Source organism: Breznakiella homolactica, from assembly GCF_016616095.2.
GTDB lineage: Bacteria > Spirochaetota > Spirochaetia > Treponematales > Breznakiellaceae > Breznakiella > Breznakiella homolactica.
Genome location: NZ_CP067089.2, coordinates 4361450 through 4377554, shown reverse-complemented (window position 1 = coordinate 4377554; position 16105 = coordinate 4361450). Strand labels below are relative to the sequence as shown.

Below are 16105 nucleotides of genomic sequence, written 5' to 3'. Positions count from 1 at the left end.
CCGCCCCATTCACATTTACCTTTTTATGTGCTATAATATTACTTTATGAGCAAAGCGACCAAAGCCTTTCAGGTTGATCAAAAAGTAGTGTATCCCAGCCAGGGAGTGGGGGTAATCCTTTCGATTCAGGAAAAGGATTTCAAAAGCGAAAAAATTCCTTACTATGTGATTTACCTCGAAGTATCGGACATGACCATTATGGTGCCAGTGGACAAGGCGGTTGAGCTGGGAATCAGGGCAATTGTTCCCAAGGACGAAGCCCTCCGGGCTCTGGAACTGATCAGTGAAGATTACGAACCGATTCCTTCGGACTGGAAACTGCGGTACCAGATGAATCTGGACCTGCTCAAAAAAGGGAGCGTCATGGACATTGCCACCATAGTCCGGTCCCTGTACCACCGCAGCAAGGTCAAGGAACTCCCCATCCTGGAACGGAAACTGTATGACTCCGCGCTGAAGCTGCTGGAAGATGAGATTTCCTTCTCCCTCAAAAAACCAAAGGAAGAAGTCGAAACCATGATCTTTACCCGGCTGGAATCGAAATAACCGGTTCCGCGGTGGATCCTATTTTTGCGGCAATAATCTGCGCCGCGGGAGCCTCCAGCCGAATGGGGGGAGTCAAAAAGGAATACCGCTGTTTGAATGACGCCGCCGGCGGTTCTCCGGGGAATCCTCTCACAGTCCTCGGAGCGGCGGTTACCGCGTTCGCTTCCGTTCCCGGGATCTCCTATATTGTTATTACCGTTCCTCCGGACCCGGAACAGGGTGAATTTGCCGCCCGGAAAGCCCTCCCACCGCATCTGACAGCCCAGAACTCATCTCCGAAACTGCTGTTTGTACCCGGAGGACTCTCCCGGCGGGAATCGGTGCACCACGCCCTTTCCCTCCTCGCGGCGTATCCGGTAAGCCACGTTCTGATCCACGACGGCGCGCGCCCCTGGGTCAGCCGGGACCTGATCTGCCGGACCATGGAGACCGTCATACAGTACCGGGCGGTGGTGCCCCTGGTCCCCCTCATCGAAACACCCAAGGAAACCGACAGCGCGGGTTTCGTTATCCGCCATCCCAAACGGTCTTCCATGGGAACCGCCCAAACGCCCCAGGGTTTTGCCTTTCCGGATATTCTCCGCGCCCATGAAGGCGCCGCTGAACGGGAGATCTCCGAAGGTATCGAATATACCGACGACGCCGAAGTATGGGGAGAGTTTATCGGCAAAGTGGCAAGCATTCCCGGGGAAAGCGGCAATCGGAAGATTACCTTTCCGCAGGATCTGCCCGAAAAGGAGCAGCTATGATACGGATCGGCTTGGGACGGGATCTCCACAGGCTGGCGCCGGGCCGCCGGTTCCTCCTCGGCGGGGCCGAACTGCCCGCGGAATCCGGGGAGCTGGGCCATTCCGACGGGGATGTTCTGGCCCACGCCGTCACGGACGCCCTCCTTGGCGCCGCGGGACTGGGGGATATCGGGGAAATGTTCCCCCCGTCGGATGATACCTGGAAGGACGCGGATTCCATGGAACTGCTCCGGACAGCCTATGCCAGGGTCACAGCCCTGGGCTGGCGTATGGTAAACCTGGACTGTGTGGTAAGCTGCGAGAAACCGAAAATCCTGCCCCACCGTGAGGCTATCCGCGCGTCCCTGGCGGCGGTTCTGGAAGCCGACCCCGCGGCGGTTTTTGTCAAGGGAAAAACCAATGAAGGCCTGGGTCCCGTGGGAGAAGGCGCCGCCGTGGAAGCCCTGGCGGTATGTCTCCTGGAAAAGGATTGAGCCATGCCGCGAAAGGAAAAAAAACCGGGAAATACCGGGGCTGCCCCGGACTGGAAAGCTATTTTTTCCGACCTGGAAGCCTGGCGCTGGGATTTTCTCGCGGCGCGGACAGCCGGCGGCTCGGACACGGATCAGGCGGATTATAATCCGACGGAACTGGATCCGTCGGTAACCGCCCTGGCGGAAAAATACCGCCGGGATCCCTGGGCGGTGCTGGTTTCCACCATCCTGAGCCTCCGTACCAAAGACGCGGTTACCCTGGAAACGTCCAAAGCCCTTCTCGGCAAAGCGCCTTCGCCGGAAAAAATTCTTGCCCTCACGGAGGAGGAAACGGAAAAACTCTGTTATCCCGCGGGTTTTTACCGGACCAAAGCGGCGAGCCTCAGAAAAATCGCCGCCATCCTGATCGCGGAATACAACGGCGCGGTTCCCGCTAACATGGACGCCCTGCTGGCCCTGCCCGGGGTCGGCCGGAAAACCGCCAACCTGGTCCTGACGGAAGCCTTTGACATGGACGCTATCTGTGTGGATATCCACGTCCACAGGATAAGCAACAGGACCGGATGGGTGTCCACCGGCGCGCCGGACATCACGGAACAGGTCCTCCGGAATATCCTTCCCCGGGAATACTGGAAGCGGATCAATGCCCTGCTGGTGCTGTACGGACAGCAGATTTGCCGGCCGGTAAGTCCTTTCTGTTCGTTATGCGTTATCAGCAGCCGCTGCATAAAAAATAACGTCGGAAAGTCGCGGTAAAATCCAAGGAGAATAGCAATGAAAACCATACTGTGTTACGGAGATTCCAATACCTGGGGCCACGACCCCCGCACCGGAGGCCGGTACGACCACAAAACCCGGTGGCCCATGGTTTTAAAACAGCTGCTCAATCAGGGCGCTCCGGAGGACGACCCGGCGTACTGGATTGTCGAAGAAGGCCTGGGAGGCAGAACCGTGAGCCGGGACGACCCGGTTGAAGGCGGCAGGAACGGACTGGAACAGCTTCTGCCCATACTCAACAGCCACCGGCCCATCGACATGGTGGTGTTCATGCTGGGCACCAACGACCTGAAACCCCGGTTCAATCCTACGGCATGGGACATTGCCCGGAGCGCCCAGCGCATGGCGGAGATTATCCGGGATTCCCGGACCGGACCCGGCGGGGAAAGCCCGAAGGTTCTCATGATCTGCCCGCCTCCCACCGCCCGGTCGTCCGCGCTGGGCCATATCTTCGGGGACAGCAACCGGCTGTCCGCGGAACTGTCCCAATGGTACGGTCCCATGGCCGGGGAATGCGGGGCGCTTTTTCTGGACGCGGGGAAGATTATTGTCTCCAGTGAGGCCGACGGTATCCACCTGGATCCGGAGGATCACCGGAAACTCGCCGCGGCGGTGGCGGATCTGGTCAGCAAAAACCTGTAACAGCCGGCAGCGGGTTTATTTTTTACCGGAATAGATCGTCAGGGTCATCCGGTCCTTGTTCTGCTTGATCAGGGTATACCAGAGGACCTTTTTCTTGGCTATTCCGGGGCTCTTCCGGGCAATGGTCCGCATCTTCTCGTAAATCGCCACCCCGTTTTTGGCGGCATAATACGTTTTAAGGTGATTTCCCGTAAAAATAGTGGTGATTTTTTCATCCACCTGCTTATCGATAGCCGCCTCGTAGTTCTTGAGAAGCATTTCGTATTTTTCGGCGATACCCCCGGTATAATCCAGGATAAGCCGGTCAAACCCCGGAATCTCTTCCATGATAGCGATAAACTCCCGGAGAAGCTCCACCGCGTAGGGGTAGTCCTCATCCTGGAGGTACGCCTTTATGGCGATCCTGCACAGCTGCATTACCGAATCGTTGGTGAACAGCGCGATACCGTTGATGGGTTTTTTCGGAACCACCTTGAACTGGGGCATCACCGCCGCGGTTTTGGCGATTACGTCCATGAGATCCAGGTACACCTTCTGTTCCCAGAGAGATTCCCGGATGGAAGTATACAGCTTGTTCATTTCCTCGCTGAATTTCTCTTTGTACCGTTCTTCCTTCTTAAACACCACTTCGCAGGTGGGGAGCATAACCCCTTTGAACTCAATAAGCCCGGTATCGAAGAAGTACACCGCGTTGCTCCGGCAGATGGGACTCTTGGTTACGGAATTTTCCTTGGCGTAGTTGATATACACCTGCTTGGTGATCATCACCCGGGATTCCTTGGGGGACAGCTCATTGGCCCGGGCCTGGAGCCGCGCGGCGGTATTGAGGAGGAATCCCGACAGATTTCCCGCTTCGGTGACGATCAGCGGGATGGAGGTATTGCCGCCGGCGATACCCGCTGAAATCTTGAATACCGGGAGAATTTCCGCGTCTCCGGTGCGCTGGGTCGAAATAGCCGGATCATTGACCACATTGGTCATGGCAAAGTAATCGATGATACTCAGGGCCGCGGTGATGGCATCCGTGGCGGACGCCGACACCAGAACGATTTCGTCCCCCCGCTCCCGCTGGCTCACCGCGGAACACTGGGTGGAAATCTTCCTGATTTCGTTGTTTATGGTTTTATCCAGGGTATGGAGCATGGAAAGGTTTTTCCGGGAATCCTGGCAGAATTTCGTATACCCATGGATGTCGAGCATGGCAACGTACAGGTTCGAGATGGAAATAGTCCGCTTGAGATTGCCCGCGTCGGGGAAATGCTGATCGGGAATAACCAGTTCCCGCCAGATTTTCCGGTGGGTTTCCTTGGAAATCCCCGAAAAGAACCCCCAGTTGAGGCATTTTATCAGCTCAAACCCGCGCATAACCACGGGATGGGTCCGTTTATCCTTGAGAATAGGAGCCATATATTCCTTAAGAGCCGAAAAGGTGGTTATTTCCTTTCCCAGGATCCTGTCGTATATATGGGAAAACAGTTCATATTCTGAAGTTGACTCGGTATACTCGTTTAATTCTCTCACAGGTTTCTTCTTTAATTTAAATATATCACATCCGGCGGATCATTCAACCGGGGGCGGAATATTACCGCCCTTTTGTTTTAAGATAATTCTCCACGGAACGGTCGTAGCTCTTTTCCCCCTCCGGCCCGAAATAACACGCCGGAATTTCCCCGGAGCGCCGGTGGTAGGCGACACAGTCACAGCACAGGCCCTTCCGTGTACAGGGATAGGTGCAGTTGCAGTGTTTTTTGTTTTCTCCGATCTTGCAATCAGGCATAGGCCAAACTCCCGGGTAAAAGGGGTGATTTCAAAATACCATATTTTGAAATCACTTCCTTGAATGTCGTACAGAAAGCGTGTTCATCACACTTTCTGTACAGCTAATTTGAAAACTAACCGAGTTTCGAAATTAGCTTAAAATTCAAATTGTATGTAATTAAATATAACATAAAGTGTTTATTTATTGTATCATTAAAATCATGATACGAAAACTGACCGAAGCCGAATGCAGGTCCGCCATGGAAAACGGGGATTTTCCCCGGGAACTCCTGGAGGCGGCCCCCATGGCGGCGATTATCCTGACCCAGAGCTGGTGCCCCCAATGGACGGCTATGCGGTCCTACCTCGGCGAAGCCGAGGCAGAAGCGGCGGAAGCCGACCCCCGGGGAGCGGCTATTTACTATATCGAATACGATAAGGAACCGTGGTTCGATGAATTCATGGCTTTTAAGGAGAATACCTACAATAACCGGGAAATTCCCTATGTACGGTATTACCGGAACGGAGCCTACCACAGGGACAGCAATTACATAGCCGTGCAGGGTTTTTTAAGCCGCCTCGGCATCGGAGAGCATCGGGGCTGAATACGGGAAATCAATAACCGGCGCTGCCTTTTTACTGGCCCTGTTCCTGGTAAATGCGTATACTTAATTAAGGAGGGGTATGATGGAAACAGCAGCGACATTGAACAATTCAGGGATTACGTTGACCGAAGCAAACAGACCGAATGATGCGATACCACTGTTCCGCAAAGCCCTTATCCTGGAACCCGGAAATCCCCTGCTCTGGCTTAACCTCGGTATTGCCCAGCAGCGGACGGGCGATTACAGCGAAGCCATGGTCAGTTTCAACCAGGCGATCTTAATTGATGAAACCCTGGCGGACGCGTGGCTTTCCATGGGGCTGATTTACTATGAAATGGAGCAGTTTGACGCCGCGGAAGAATGCTACCAGGCGGCCCTGGAACGCAACGACGAAAATCCCAGCGCGTGGAACAACCTCGGGGTTCTCTATTTTGTGGAAGGAAGCTACGAAGAAGCCCGGTACTGTTTTGAACAGGCCGTCAGCCTGGTGCCCCTGTATACCGACGCTTTGATCAACCTGCGGGATGCCTGCCGGGAACTGGAAGATTACCGGGCGGCGGCGGAATTTGAGCGGCGGCTTTCGGAACTGAAAGGGCATGACGGTTTTACCAGCATACCCACGGGATTCCATTAGTCCTGTCCCGGAGCGTACCGTGAACATATTATACATCGCAGAACTTGTCGGAAAAGCGGGAATTTACGCCCTAAAAAAAGGGCTGCCGGAGCTCAAAAAGCGCTACGCCGTGGATTACACCATCGCCTGCGCCGACGGCGCCACCGGCGGCCACGGCCTGGGCCGCAACCACGCGGGATATATCCGGAAACTCGGGGTAGACACCATTACCACCGGGGAATGCTGTTTTTATAAAAAGGACCTGGTCCAGAACCTCGACCGGCTGCCCTATGTCCTGCGGCCGGAAAATCTGGTTCCCGCGGCTCCGGGATTCGGATCCCGGATTTTCAAAGCCGGGGACAGGAAAATAGCCGTAGCGGTTCTCCTCGGCCAGAACGGGTTCAACCGTGTCCATGGGGAAAATCCCTTTTCCCGGCTGCCGTCGCTTCTGGAACGACTCAGTCAGGAAACACCCTTTGTTATCATTGATTTTCACGCGTCCGCCACCGCCGAAAAACAGACCCTCTTCAGGGCGGCGGACGGCCGGTGTTCCGCGGTAATCGGTTCCCATACCAGGGTACAGACCGCGGACGCGGCGGTCCTTCCCGGGGGAACGGCGGTCATTTCCGACGCGGGAAGAACCGGCAGTATCAGTTCCGTGGGAGGATCCGACAGCCAGGTACGTATCGCAGAATACCTGAGCGGTGTACCGGACTGGACCCGGGAAGCCTGGGACTCCCCGCAGCTGCAGGGAGTATTTATCGAACTTGACGGCAAAGGAAAAGCCCGGTCCATCGAACCGGTACAGCTGGCCGTTCCGGAGGCGGACCATGACGGAGATAGGCAGGATCAGCAGGATTGAAGGTTCCGCCGTTACCATTAAGGGCGGAGAAATCGGAAGCTGCTTCGGCTGTATGAACCAGGAATGCAAATCAAATCAGCGGGTCTTTACCGCGGAGAATAGTTATAACCTCCCCCTTGCGGCGGGACAGGTGGTGGAAACAGAAACCCCAGCCCGTTCAAGCATCTTCCAGGCGGCGGCGGCCATACTTCCCCCCGCGCTGGGTTTTATCGCGGCGTTTATGCTGACCGGCCTGCTGGTTCCCGGCAGCGGGGACGGCGCCCGGGCCGCCGCCGGCGTACTGGGCATGTTCCTTGTATCCTTTATCGTGTATTTGATCCGAAAACACCTCATCCCCGCCGCCATGCCCCGGATAACCCGTATCCTGGACGAATCAGACGCGGTGTCTATCCGCCATTGCGCCATTCATTAGCTCTTAAGCCGCCCGGCACAGAAGTCTGGTGAGTACCCGGTCCGGGGGTCCTGCCGGACCAATATACCTAACGGTAGGTTATTTGATCCCAGGAACCCGAAGTGGGGGTGGCGGAAAACCGAAGGTTTGAAGCCAGGGGGAGCAGCCCGCCGGAAAGAATTTCTCCCCGCAAGTAAAGGCAGCAAGCATACGGCCATAATGGAAACGCCGGGTGGTGCATAAAAAGGGAATTTAGCGACTTTCGAGGCCGCAGGCCGATGAGGAGCCAATTCCCTTTTTATGCGCCAGGCCCCGAAGGGATGGGTATACCTGTGTGCTTGCTGCATTTACAGCTCTGTGCTCCCCCTTATTGCTTGTCTCATTTGCCGTAAGCCAGTATATTATAAATACAGTGATAGGATGTATCTGTCCTGTCATGGAACCGCTCCATAGGAGGGTTCAAAATTACCGGGCCGCACGGCCGGAACAAAGGAGCCTAATATGAAAGGCAGCAAAGGGTATATTGACCTGGGAACGATTTTTGACGAAATTTTTGAAGCAGCCCAGAATTTCAGTGATGAATTCCAGCGGAATTTCAGTCAGTTCGGTCAGGACCCCAACAACCGGGGACCGTTTGAAGAAAATGTGGATTATTATCCCAATTATTCCTATCCGCCCATGAACGTGTTTATGACCGGCGACAGGAGCATGGTTTTCGAGTTTGCCCTGGCGGGGTTTGACGAAAAGGACATCAGTCTCTCTTTCCAGGGAGATTACATGGTTTTTTCGGCAAAAATCAGTGAAGAACACCCGGCCGACGACAATATCCGTTACTTCAAGAGGCGGCTCAAATTAAAGGATATTGAAAAACAGAAATACTTTGTCCCCCTGGACAAATACGCCCAGGAAAACGTCAAAGCGGTGTATAAGAACGGGATTCTCAGGGTAACGGTGCCGCCCAAGGACGAGCCCGACCAGAATGAAGGCATCAGGATCGAAATCGTTAAGGAAGAACAGTAGAAACTGAAAAAGCCGGATCATGAGATCCGGCTTTTTTTATTTAATAGCCAGCGGCTCCGGAGCCGGCCAGGAGCGAGACCGCCGAACTTGTGCCGATACGGTCGCAGCCGGCCTCGAGGAAGGCAATCAGGTCGTCCTTGGTTTTGACGCCCCCGGCGGCTTTCATTTTTACATTGGGGCCGATGTGCTTCTTAAAAAGAAGAATATCCTCCATGGTGGCCCCGCCGGTGCCGAATCCGGTGGATGTTTTGATGTAATCCGCCCCGGCCCGGGTGATGATCTCGCACATCTTTACCTTTTCTTCATCCGTGAGATAGCAGGCTTCGATAATAACCTTGAGAATATGGTTCCCGGCGGCTTTTTTGACAGCCCTGATTTCCTGCTCCACTGCGTCGAAACGGCCGTTTTTGACATCCGTGATGTTGATTACCATGTCAATTTCCGCGGCGCCCATGGTAATGGCCATCTCCGTTTCGATCACCTTTGCCGGGGTAACGTTGTAACCCAGCGGGAATCCGATAACCGTACAGATGGGAATCTGTTTACCGAAGGTTTCGCGGATCCGCTCGACGTAGCACGGCGGAATACAGACCGAAGCGGTCTTGTACCGGATACCCTCCTCACAGAGCTTTTTAATATCCTCCCACGGAGCAAAGGCCTTAAGCAGGGTGTGGTCAATGTGGCTCAGAATTTCCTGGTCTGTCATACAATCCTCTCTAAATATAGAATAAGCCGCTACAGAACCGGCGGCGGTACCGGAGCAATGATGATCTGGCAGCCTTCACAGCTGCCCAGTTCCCGGACATCCCCGGGATCGGCGTCACTGTCTATTATTATAGTGCCGATCTTCTCCAGGGGGGCGATCTGGGCAAAGGCAAGGGTTCCGATTTTACTGCTGTCACAGAGGAGCACCGCTTCGGACGCGAGGCCGATAATTTCGGCGGTGTTTACCGCCAGATTGTAATCAGGAAGCGTGGCCCCCATGGCGGCGCTCAGCCCGTTGCAGGAAAAAAACGCTTTATCGATACTGATCCTGGGCAGGGGATTCCCGCTGGTATTTACGTAATGAAATCCCCGCCGGATGATTCCGCCGAGCATGAACAGGGTAAAATCGGTATGTTCCTCCAGAAACGCGGCGATCCTGATATCGTTCAGGACAATGGTCAGTTTTTTCTTTTCCGTAAGATGCTTTGCCAGTTCCATGGTGGTGGTTCCGGTGCAGAGGGCGATGATGTCCCCGTCGTCCACCATCGCGGCGGCCTGCCGGGCAATGGCCGCCTTCTGCCGGTGCATGTGGCATTCCTTGGTTTCGGGCAGGGGTTCAAGGCTGACCTTTGAGTTTGAAATAGCGCCGCCGTGGGTCCTGGTTATGAGTTTCGCTTCCGTAAGGTCCCTGAGATCGTTGCGGATGGTTGACGCGGAAACCCCGAAGTAGCTGCACAGCTCGGGAACGACGATTTTCTGGTTTTTCCTGATAATTTCCAGGATCTGCTGTTTCCGCTCCTCCGCGAACACCGCGGGCTTTTCTTTTTCACTGGCCATATATGTATCCTACCATTAATTCAAAAATAATCAAGAATAAAAAACAACAAACAACACAAAATTTCGATTGACAATTCAGAATACTCGTATAAAATAACAACTAACAACAATAAAAACAACAAACAACAGAAAGTAACAATGAATAAGGAACCAGCATGACCATATACGAGAAAAAAGAACTCGACCTGCTTGCCGCGAAAATACGGCTCCAGAGCATTATCAGTATGGCCTCCTACGGGTCCGGCCACGCCGGAGGAGTGCTTTCCCTGGCGGAGGCCATGGCAGTCCTCTACGGAAAAGTGATGCATTACGATTCCGCAAACCCCCAGATGGAGGACCGGGACCGGCTGGTGCTGTCCAAAGGCCACTGCGGCCCGGTGCTGTACGCGGTCCTGGCCCTGGAAGGATTCTTCCCCCTGGAAATGCTGAAAACCCTGAACGCCAACGGCGGCAATCTGCCCAGCCACAGCAATATGCATAAAACTCCGGGTGTGGACATAAGCACCGGGTCCCTGGGGCAGGGTTCGTCCCTGGCGGCGGGAATTGCCCTTGGGATGAGGCTCCGGGATATACAGCGGTTTACCTACCTGATACTGGGCGACGGCGAATGCGACGAAGGCCAGGTCTGGGAAGCGGCGCTGTTCGCGGCTCAGCGGGGGCTGGGCAACCTTATCGGTTTCGTTGACTGGAACCACCAGCAGCTCGACGGATACACCGACGGTATCTGCGGCCTGGGTGACCTGGAGCGGAAATTCATGGACTTCGGGTGGGACTCCCGGACAATTCCGGGCCACGATGTGGAAGCGGTCTATGACGCGGTGGTTTCCGCCCAGGCGGTAAAAGACAAGCCCTCCATGATCATCCTGGATACCGTTAAGGGAAAAGGATGGAGCCTCACCGAGGGCAAGCCCAATGTTCATCACATCACCATATCCCCGGAACAGCTCACGGAAGCGGAGAACGAGATTGGAACGGTGATCCGGAATCTGGAAAAAGAAACCGCCGCCGCCCGGCAGGGCAATTTATAGTCAAATAATTTTAAATTATTTGACTATTTCCGATTGTAAGTATTTCTAAGGAATAGAACGGAGAATCGAAGATGCAGTTTAAAACAAGTACCGCCGCACTGCGGGACGCGAACAGCAGGATTTTAATAGATTTAGCGAAAAAGGACAGCAGGATTGTGGTGCTGGATTCCGATCTGCTGAACGCGTCGGGACTGGCGGCCTTTAATAAGGAATTTCCCGGAAGGACTTTCAACTGCGGTATCCAGGAAGCCAATATGGCCGGAGCCGCCGGGGGGCTGTCCTCCATGGGGCTCATCCCGGTGATCCATTCCTTCGCCAGTTTTGCCAGCCGCCGTATGACCGATCAGGTATTTATGTCCGGTGTATACGCGGAGCAGAATATAAAAATCCTGGGAACCGATCCCGGGGCGGCCAATTCCGCCAACGGCGGCACCCACATGGCCCTGGAAGACACGGGAATCATGCGGTCCATGCCGGATATCACCATTGTAAGCCCTACGGACGAGACTATGCTGGAAAGCATTCTTCCCGGGATAATAGAAACCTATGGCATGTTCTATATCCGGTTGGTGAGGAAAAGCAGCATCGTGGTATACGAAGCGGGCACAAACTTTACCCTGGGCAAAGCCCATATTGCCCGGCCGGGAACGGACATCACCATTATTGCCGAAGGCGCCATCATGGTGCCGGAAGCGCTGAAAGCCGCGGACCGGCTGGAACAGCTGGGTATCAGCGCCAGGGTACTGGATATGTTCACGATCAAACCCCTGGACCGGGAGGCGGTAATTAGCGCGGCCCGGGAAACCGGAGCCGTGCTGACCGCGGAGAACCACAATATTCTCAATGGCCTGGGTTCCGCAGTGGCGGAAGTCCTGGCTGAGGAACGGCTGGCCGTTCCCTTCGGCCGGATCGGATTCAGGGATGTCCTTGGACAGACAGGAACCGTTCCGTACATTCTGGAAACCTACGGTATGGACGCTGCCCATATTACGGAAGCGGCGAAGAAACTCGTTTCGGAAAAAGTGCAGGCCGGCAGCCGGATATGATACATATCAGTCCGGGACGGTTCCCGTTGGCGGACACCCGGTATTACCGCCTATACTTATAGAAAAGTACTTTTGCCGGTCCGTACGCTGGTCCGGTAATTATATTGGAGGTTACCATGAAAAAACTGTTACTTGGAGCGGTATTATGCTCCCTGCTTCTGGTTCCGGCTTTTGCCGGCGGCGGGAAAGACGGTTCTTCATCCGCTAAGGAATTAGTGGTTTACGCGAGCGTTGATGAAGAAAACACCCAGAAAATACTTGAGGCTTTTACTGCCGATACGGGAATCAAGGTACAATCGGTGCACCTGTCTTCCGGCCCCGCCCTGGCGCGGATCCAGGCCGAAGCCGGCCGGCCCCAGGCCGATATCTGGCTGGGCGCTCCCAGCGACAACCATATTTCCGCCAAGGACCAGGGGCTGACCATTGCCTACAAAAGCGCGGCCTATGACCACCTGGACGGTATTTTCAAAGACCCCGACGGCTATTGGCGCTGTTTTTACATGAACCCCCTCTGCTTCGGTGTCAACACCAACGCCCTCGCCCGGGCGGGAGCACCCATGCCCACATCCTGGGCGGATCTGCTCAAACCCGAATATAAAGGAATCATCCAGGCGCCGACGCCCCAGAGTGCGGGAACCGCCAAAGTCATGGTGTACGCCCTGGTGGAAATGATGGGCGAAGACGCCGCGTTTGATTACATGGCGAAACTCAACCGGAATATCCAGACCTATACATCCTCCGGTACCGGCCCCTCAAAGGGTGTGGGCGTGGGCGACTGCGCCATCGGGATTCAGTTTACCCCCGCGTTCTTCAGCTTTATTGAACAGGACTACCCCGTGGAAGTGGTATTCCCCAGCGAAGGCGTCGGTTTTGAAGCCCCCGCGGTATCCATCCTCAAGGGTGTAAAAAACCTCGAAGCCGCCCAGATTTTCGTGGACTGGCTCGTAAGCAAACAGGGTCAGGATTCGCTGAGCGACAAGAACACCTTCTTCTATCCGGTTATTCCCGAAGCGAAGCTCGGCCCCGGAATGCCCCCCTTCAGCAGCCTGAAGGTTATTTCCTATGACACGGATTATTACGCCGAAAACACCAACCGGCTGGTAGAACGCTGGGTCAACCAGGTACTGACCGCCAGGTAACAACGGACCGCCGGAGAAGCACCGCTCCCGGAGCGGAGCTTTTCCGGCTTTTTTCTTGACCGCAATGCAGAGAGAGGCAGCATGAAACACCTGAAATTTAACGGAGCCCTGCGGGATCTTAAGAAACTGAGCAAGGACCCCTTGCTGCTGATTGTTATAATCCTGCTTATCGCAAGTCTTACCCTTTTTATTGTGTATCCCCTGATCCGGATTTGTATTGTCAGTTTCCAGTCCGGCGGGAAATTTTCCCTGATTAATTTTAAGGAAGCCTTCAGTTTCTGGTATTACCGCCAGGCATTGTGGAATTCCCTGATGATGGGAGCTCTTACGGCGGTTCTGGGAACTTTGGTGGGCTTTATTTTCGCCTATGCCCTGGTGAGGGCGGATATTCCCGGAAAAAGATTTTTCAATATTATTGCGACAATTCCTATCATAAGCCCGCCCTTTATCGGCGCCCTGGCTATTATTATGCTCTTCGGCAACAACGGGCTGATTTCCTCAACCCTGCTCGGCCTCCGGCAGGCCAATGTATACGGATTCAAGGGACTGCTCTTTGCCCAGGTCCTGACCTTTTTCCCGGTGGGATACATAACCATGCGGGGGGTTCTGGAATCCATCAACCCGACCCTGGAGGACGCGGCCATGGATCTCGGGGGCAACCGGCTGAAGATTTTCTTTAAGGTTACCCTGCCCCTGGCGGTTCCCGGAATCGCGTCATCCATTCTGATTCTGTTTGTTGAATCCCTGGCGGATTTCGGCAATCCCCTCATACTGGCGGGGAGCAATTTTCCGATTCTGTCCGTCCAGGCGTACCTGGAAATCACGGGTATGTACAACCTGCCCAAGGGCGCTGCCCTGGCATTTGTGCTGCTCATACCGTCCATGACGGCATACCTGCTCCAGAAATACTGGGTCAGCAAAAAACAGTATATTACGGTCACGGGAAAACCCACGGCTTCCAGCAACAAAGTGGTAAGTCCCGGAGCCCGGTGGGCCATTTTTGTGGTGGTTAGCCTCATAGCGGCCCTGGTGCTTCTGGTGTATGTTACTATTCTCTGGGGCGCTTTCGCGAAAACCTGGGGGAATGACAATTCCCTGACTCTGAACAATTTCCAGTACGTATTCAAAGTCGGGTTCAAAGCGGTGCTTGATACCCTGGTGATCGCGGGTCTTTCAACGCCGATCAGCGGAATCCTGGGTATGGTCATCGCGTTCCTGGTGGTGCGCAAACAGTTTATCGGCCGCAGGTACATGGAATTTACCAGCATGCTCAGTTTCGCCGTCCCCGGTACGGTAATCGGTATCGGCTACATTCTGGCGTTTAACTCGGCGCCGTTTTACCTAACCGGAACCCTGGCGATTCTGCTGCTCAACTTTATCTTCCGCTACATACCGGTAGGTATACAAGGCGGTGTCGCGGTGCTGAAACAGATCGACCCCAGTATCGAGGAAGCGGCGGTGGACCTGGGGGCGGACAGCAATACCACATTTAGGAAAATCACCCTGCCCCTGATGATTCCGGCGTTCTTCAGCGGACTGATTTTCGCCTTTGTCCGCGGTATGACCGCTATCAGCGCCGCCATCTTTCTGGTTTCCGCCCGGTGGAATTTCATGACCGTCCAGATCATGAGCCAGGTTGAAAGCGGCCGTATCGGAGCGGCGGCGGCATTCAGCGTCATCCTGGTAGCTATTATCCTGGTAGCCATGGCAGTAATCAAATTCATACTCCGGGTTAAGTACAAGACAACCAGTTCCATACTGACCCAATAGCAGCGAAACATCCCGGATTTTCCGGTACCGCCCATAAACAAGGAGCAGACCTATGAGCGTAGAATTAGTCAATGTAACCAAGGTTTTTACGGACCATGACAATAAGGATAAGGAATTCACCGCCGTCAACAATGTGAATATCAAGATTCTGGACGGTGAAATGGTGACCTTCCTCGGGCCCTCGGGGTGCGGCAAAACCACCACCCTCAGGATTATCAGCGGTTTCGAAAACCAGACCGCCGGAGACGTGTTTATCGGCGGGGAGCTGGTCAACGACCTTCCCGCCAACAAGCGTGATACCTCCATGGTCTTCCAGTCCTACGCGATTTTCCCGCACCTGTCGGTACGGCAGAATATCGGATTCGGCCTGGAACTCAAGGGCATGAAAAAAAACGTAATAAAAGAAGAAACCGACAAAATAATGGAAACCATGGGACTTACTACTCTGGGAAACCGTCAGCCCAGCCAGCTCTCCGGCGGCCAGCAGCAGCGGGTTGCCCTGGCGCGGGCCATTGTCAACAAACCCAAGGTGCTTCTTTTTGACGAACCCCTTTCAAACCTGGACGCGAAACTCAGGGAGCACATGCGTACGGAAATCCGCAGAATCCAGAAACAGTTCGGCATCACCAGCATCTATGTTACCCACGACCAGAGCGAAGCCATGACCGTCAGCGACCGGATTATGGTTATGGACAAAGGGGTTATCCAGCAGATCGGGACGCCCTTTGAAATTTATTCCCGGCCGCAGAATTATTTTGTGGCGGACTTTATCGGAAGGGCAAATTTTATCGAAGCCGACGTTACTGAGATCGGGGCTGAATCAATTACAGTCGCGGTTGACGGAACCGACCGGAACTACCCGAGCTGGCAGAAGGATCTTAAAAAAGGCGATAAAGCGTATATCGTTATCCGCCCCGAGGGTCTGAAACTTTCCTCTGATAAAACAGCCCATACGTTCTTCAGCGCCGCCGTATCCCAGGCGGTATATCTGGGGGCAACCATGGAGTATGAGCTTTCCGTTGAAGGCAGGGATAAACCCGTTGTCGCGGTTTCCCACAATCCTATCCAGGAAGGTTTTTACAAGGAAGGAGACCGGGTGTCCGTGTCATTTGATCCGGTAAGCGCCCACATCATTCCCCGGTAA

General features: G+C 54.4%; 19 protein-coding genes. 15 read left to right on the top strand and 4 right to left on the bottom strand.

Going from position 1 to position 16105, the window contains the following annotated elements:
- The first annotated feature begins 45 nt into the window (after positions 1-45).
- The 5 genes from JFL75_RS19630 (at position 46) to JFL75_RS19610 (ending at position 3187) form a co-directional block, all read left to right on the top strand.
- Positions 46-546 carry a CarD family transcriptional regulator gene (locus JFL75_RS19630; protein ID WP_215628369.1) on the top strand — a complete coding sequence of 167 codons (501 nt, stop codon included), beginning with the start codon at positions 46-48 and terminating at the stop codon, positions 544-546.
- A gap of 62 nt (positions 547-608) precedes the next feature.
- A complete protein-coding gene (locus JFL75_RS19625; RefSeq protein WP_251106208.1) occupies positions 609-1295 on the top strand; it encodes an IspD/TarI family cytidylyltransferase in 687 nt (228 codons plus the stop codon).
- Positions 1292-1768, top strand: coding sequence for a 2-C-methyl-D-erythritol 2,4-cyclodiphosphate synthase (gene ispF, locus JFL75_RS19620; RefSeq protein ID WP_215628367.1), 477 nt, complete (start codon positions 1292-1294; stop codon positions 1766-1768). Before JFL75_RS19625 ends, ispF begins: the two co-directional genes overlap by 4 nt.
- A gap of 3 nt (positions 1769-1771) precedes the next feature.
- Complete coding sequence (locus JFL75_RS19615; RefSeq protein WP_215628366.1) at positions 1772-2524, top strand: endonuclease III domain-containing protein; 753 nt, start codon at positions 1772-1774, stop codon at positions 2522-2524.
- A gap of 18 nt (positions 2525-2542) precedes the next feature.
- A complete protein-coding gene (locus JFL75_RS19610; RefSeq protein ID WP_215628365.1) occupies positions 2543-3187 on the top strand; it encodes an SGNH/GDSL hydrolase family protein in 645 nt (214 codons plus the stop codon).
- Positions 3188-3202: 15 nt separating this feature from the next.
- Here JFL75_RS19610 and JFL75_RS19605 read toward each other — a convergent pair whose 3' ends face one another.
- Positions 3203-4708, bottom strand: coding sequence for a hypothetical protein (locus JFL75_RS19605; protein WP_215628364.1), 1506 nt, complete (start codon positions 4706-4708; stop codon positions 3203-3205).
- A 61-nt stretch (positions 4709-4769) separates the two neighbouring features.
- Positions 4770-4964 (bottom strand): DUF6485 family protein, encoded by a 195-nt coding sequence (locus JFL75_RS19600; RefSeq protein WP_215628363.1) that lies wholly within the window; start codon positions 4962-4964, stop codon positions 4770-4772.
- A gap of 202 nt (positions 4965-5166) precedes the next feature.
- Between JFL75_RS19600 and JFL75_RS19595 the strand changes: the two genes are divergently transcribed.
- The 5 genes from JFL75_RS19595 to JFL75_RS19575 all read left to right on the top strand — a co-directional run bounded on the left by JFL75_RS19595 (position 5167) and on the right by JFL75_RS19575 (position 8436).
- Positions 5167-5550, top strand: coding sequence for a hypothetical protein (locus JFL75_RS19595; RefSeq protein WP_215628362.1), 384 nt, complete (start codon positions 5167-5169; stop codon positions 5548-5550).
- Between the two features lie 79 nt (positions 5551-5629).
- Positions 5630-6184 (top strand): tetratricopeptide repeat protein, encoded by a 555-nt coding sequence (locus tag JFL75_RS19590; RefSeq protein ID WP_223292710.1) that lies wholly within the window; start codon positions 5630-5632, stop codon positions 6182-6184.
- A gap of 19 nt (positions 6185-6203) precedes the next feature.
- Complete coding sequence (locus tag JFL75_RS19585; protein WP_215628361.1) at positions 6204-7025, top strand: TIGR00282 family metallophosphoesterase; 822 nt, start codon at positions 6204-6206, stop codon at positions 7023-7025.
- Positions 6994-7437, top strand: coding sequence for a SoxR reducing system RseC family protein (locus JFL75_RS19580; protein WP_215628360.1), 444 nt, complete (start codon positions 6994-6996; stop codon positions 7435-7437). Before JFL75_RS19585 ends, JFL75_RS19580 begins: the two co-directional genes overlap by 32 nt.
- Positions 7438-7917: 480 nt before the next feature.
- Complete coding sequence (locus JFL75_RS19575) at positions 7918-8436, top strand: Hsp20/alpha crystallin family protein (protein ID WP_215628359.1); 519 nt, start codon at positions 7918-7920, stop codon at positions 8434-8436.
- Positions 8437-8476: 40 nt separating this feature from the next.
- Here JFL75_RS19575 and deoC read toward each other — a convergent pair whose 3' ends face one another.
- Positions 8477-9142 carry a deoxyribose-phosphate aldolase gene (gene deoC, locus JFL75_RS19570; RefSeq protein WP_215628358.1) on the bottom strand — a complete coding sequence of 222 codons (666 nt, stop codon included), beginning with the start codon at positions 9140-9142 and terminating at the stop codon, positions 8477-8479.
- A gap of 29 nt (positions 9143-9171) precedes the next feature.
- On the bottom strand, positions 9172-9978 hold the full coding sequence (locus JFL75_RS19565) for a DeoR/GlpR family DNA-binding transcription regulator (RefSeq protein WP_215628357.1): 807 nt from the start codon (positions 9976-9978) through the stop codon (positions 9172-9174).
- A 155-nt stretch (positions 9979-10133) separates the two neighbouring features.
- On the opposite strand from JFL75_RS19565, the gene JFL75_RS19560 reads away from it, so the two are divergent.
- The 5 genes from JFL75_RS19560 (at position 10134) to JFL75_RS19540 (ending at position 16105) form a co-directional block, all read left to right on the top strand.
- Complete coding sequence (locus JFL75_RS19560; protein WP_215628356.1) at positions 10134-11006, top strand: transketolase; 873 nt, start codon at positions 10134-10136, stop codon at positions 11004-11006.
- A 71-nt stretch (positions 11007-11077) separates the two neighbouring features.
- Entirely contained in the window at positions 11078-12052 is a 975-nt protein-coding gene (locus tag JFL75_RS19555; protein WP_215628355.1) for a transketolase family protein, read from the top strand.
- 116 nt (positions 12053-12168) lie between these two features.
- On the top strand, positions 12169-13191 hold the full coding sequence (locus tag JFL75_RS19550; RefSeq protein WP_215628354.1) for an ABC transporter substrate-binding protein: 1023 nt from the start codon (positions 12169-12171) through the stop codon (positions 13189-13191).
- A gap of 81 nt (positions 13192-13272) precedes the next feature.
- Entirely contained in the window at positions 13273-14961 is a 1689-nt protein-coding gene (locus JFL75_RS19545; RefSeq protein ID WP_215628353.1) for an ABC transporter permease, read from the top strand.
- Positions 14962-15013: 52 nt separating this feature from the next.
- Positions 15014-16105: an ABC transporter ATP-binding protein gene (locus JFL75_RS19540; protein ID WP_215628352.1), complete on the top strand. Its 1092-nt coding sequence runs from the start codon at positions 15014-15016 to the stop codon at positions 16103-16105.

Bases quoted from the DNA above. Each gene is read 5' to 3' on its own strand.
- JFL75_RS19630 (WP_215628369.1), top strand. From the start codon at position 46: ATGAGCAAAGCGACCAAAGCCTTTCAGGTTGATCAAAAAGTAGTGTAT.
- JFL75_RS19625 (WP_251106208.1), top strand. From the start codon at position 609: ATGGGGGGAGTCAAAAAGGAATACCGCTGTTTGAATGACGCCGCCGGC.
- ispF (WP_215628367.1), top strand. From the start codon at position 1,292: ATGATACGGATCGGCTTGGGACGGGATCTCCACAGGCTGGCGCCGGGC.
- JFL75_RS19615 (WP_215628366.1), top strand. From the start codon at position 1,772: ATGCCGCGAAAGGAAAAAAAACCGGGAAATACCGGGGCTGCCCCGGAC.
- JFL75_RS19610 (WP_215628365.1), top strand. From the start codon at position 2,543: ATGAAAACCATACTGTGTTACGGAGATTCCAATACCTGGGGCCACGAC.
- JFL75_RS19600 (WP_215628363.1), bottom strand. From the start codon at position 4,964: ATGCCTGATTGCAAGATCGGAGAAAACAAAAAACACTGCAACTGCACC.
- JFL75_RS19595 (WP_215628362.1), top strand. From the start codon at position 5,167: ATGATACGAAAACTGACCGAAGCCGAATGCAGGTCCGCCATGGAAAAC.
- JFL75_RS19590 (WP_223292710.1), top strand. From the start codon at position 5,630: ATGATGGAAACAGCAGCGACATTGAACAATTCAGGGATTACGTTGACC.
- JFL75_RS19580 (WP_215628360.1), top strand. From the start codon at position 6,994: ATGACGGAGATAGGCAGGATCAGCAGGATTGAAGGTTCCGCCGTTACC.
- JFL75_RS19575 (WP_215628359.1), top strand. From the start codon at position 7,918: ATGAAAGGCAGCAAAGGGTATATTGACCTGGGAACGATTTTTGACGAA.
- deoC (WP_215628358.1), bottom strand. From the start codon at position 9,142: ATGACAGACCAGGAAATTCTGAGCCACATTGACCACACCCTGCTTAAG.
- JFL75_RS19565 (WP_215628357.1), bottom strand. From the start codon at position 9,978: ATGGCCAGTGAAAAAGAAAAGCCCGCGGTGTTCGCGGAGGAGCGGAAA.
- JFL75_RS19560 (WP_215628356.1), top strand. From the start codon at position 10,134: ATGACCATATACGAGAAAAAAGAACTCGACCTGCTTGCCGCGAAAATA.
- JFL75_RS19555 (WP_215628355.1), top strand. From the start codon at position 11,078: ATGCAGTTTAAAACAAGTACCGCCGCACTGCGGGACGCGAACAGCAGG.
- JFL75_RS19550 (WP_215628354.1), top strand. From the start codon at position 12,169: ATGAAAAAACTGTTACTTGGAGCGGTATTATGCTCCCTGCTTCTGGTT.
- JFL75_RS19545 (WP_215628353.1), top strand. From the start codon at position 13,273: ATGAAACACCTGAAATTTAACGGAGCCCTGCGGGATCTTAAGAAACTG.
- JFL75_RS19540 (WP_215628352.1), top strand. From the start codon at position 15,014: ATGAGCGTAGAATTAGTCAATGTAACCAAGGTTTTTACGGACCATGAC.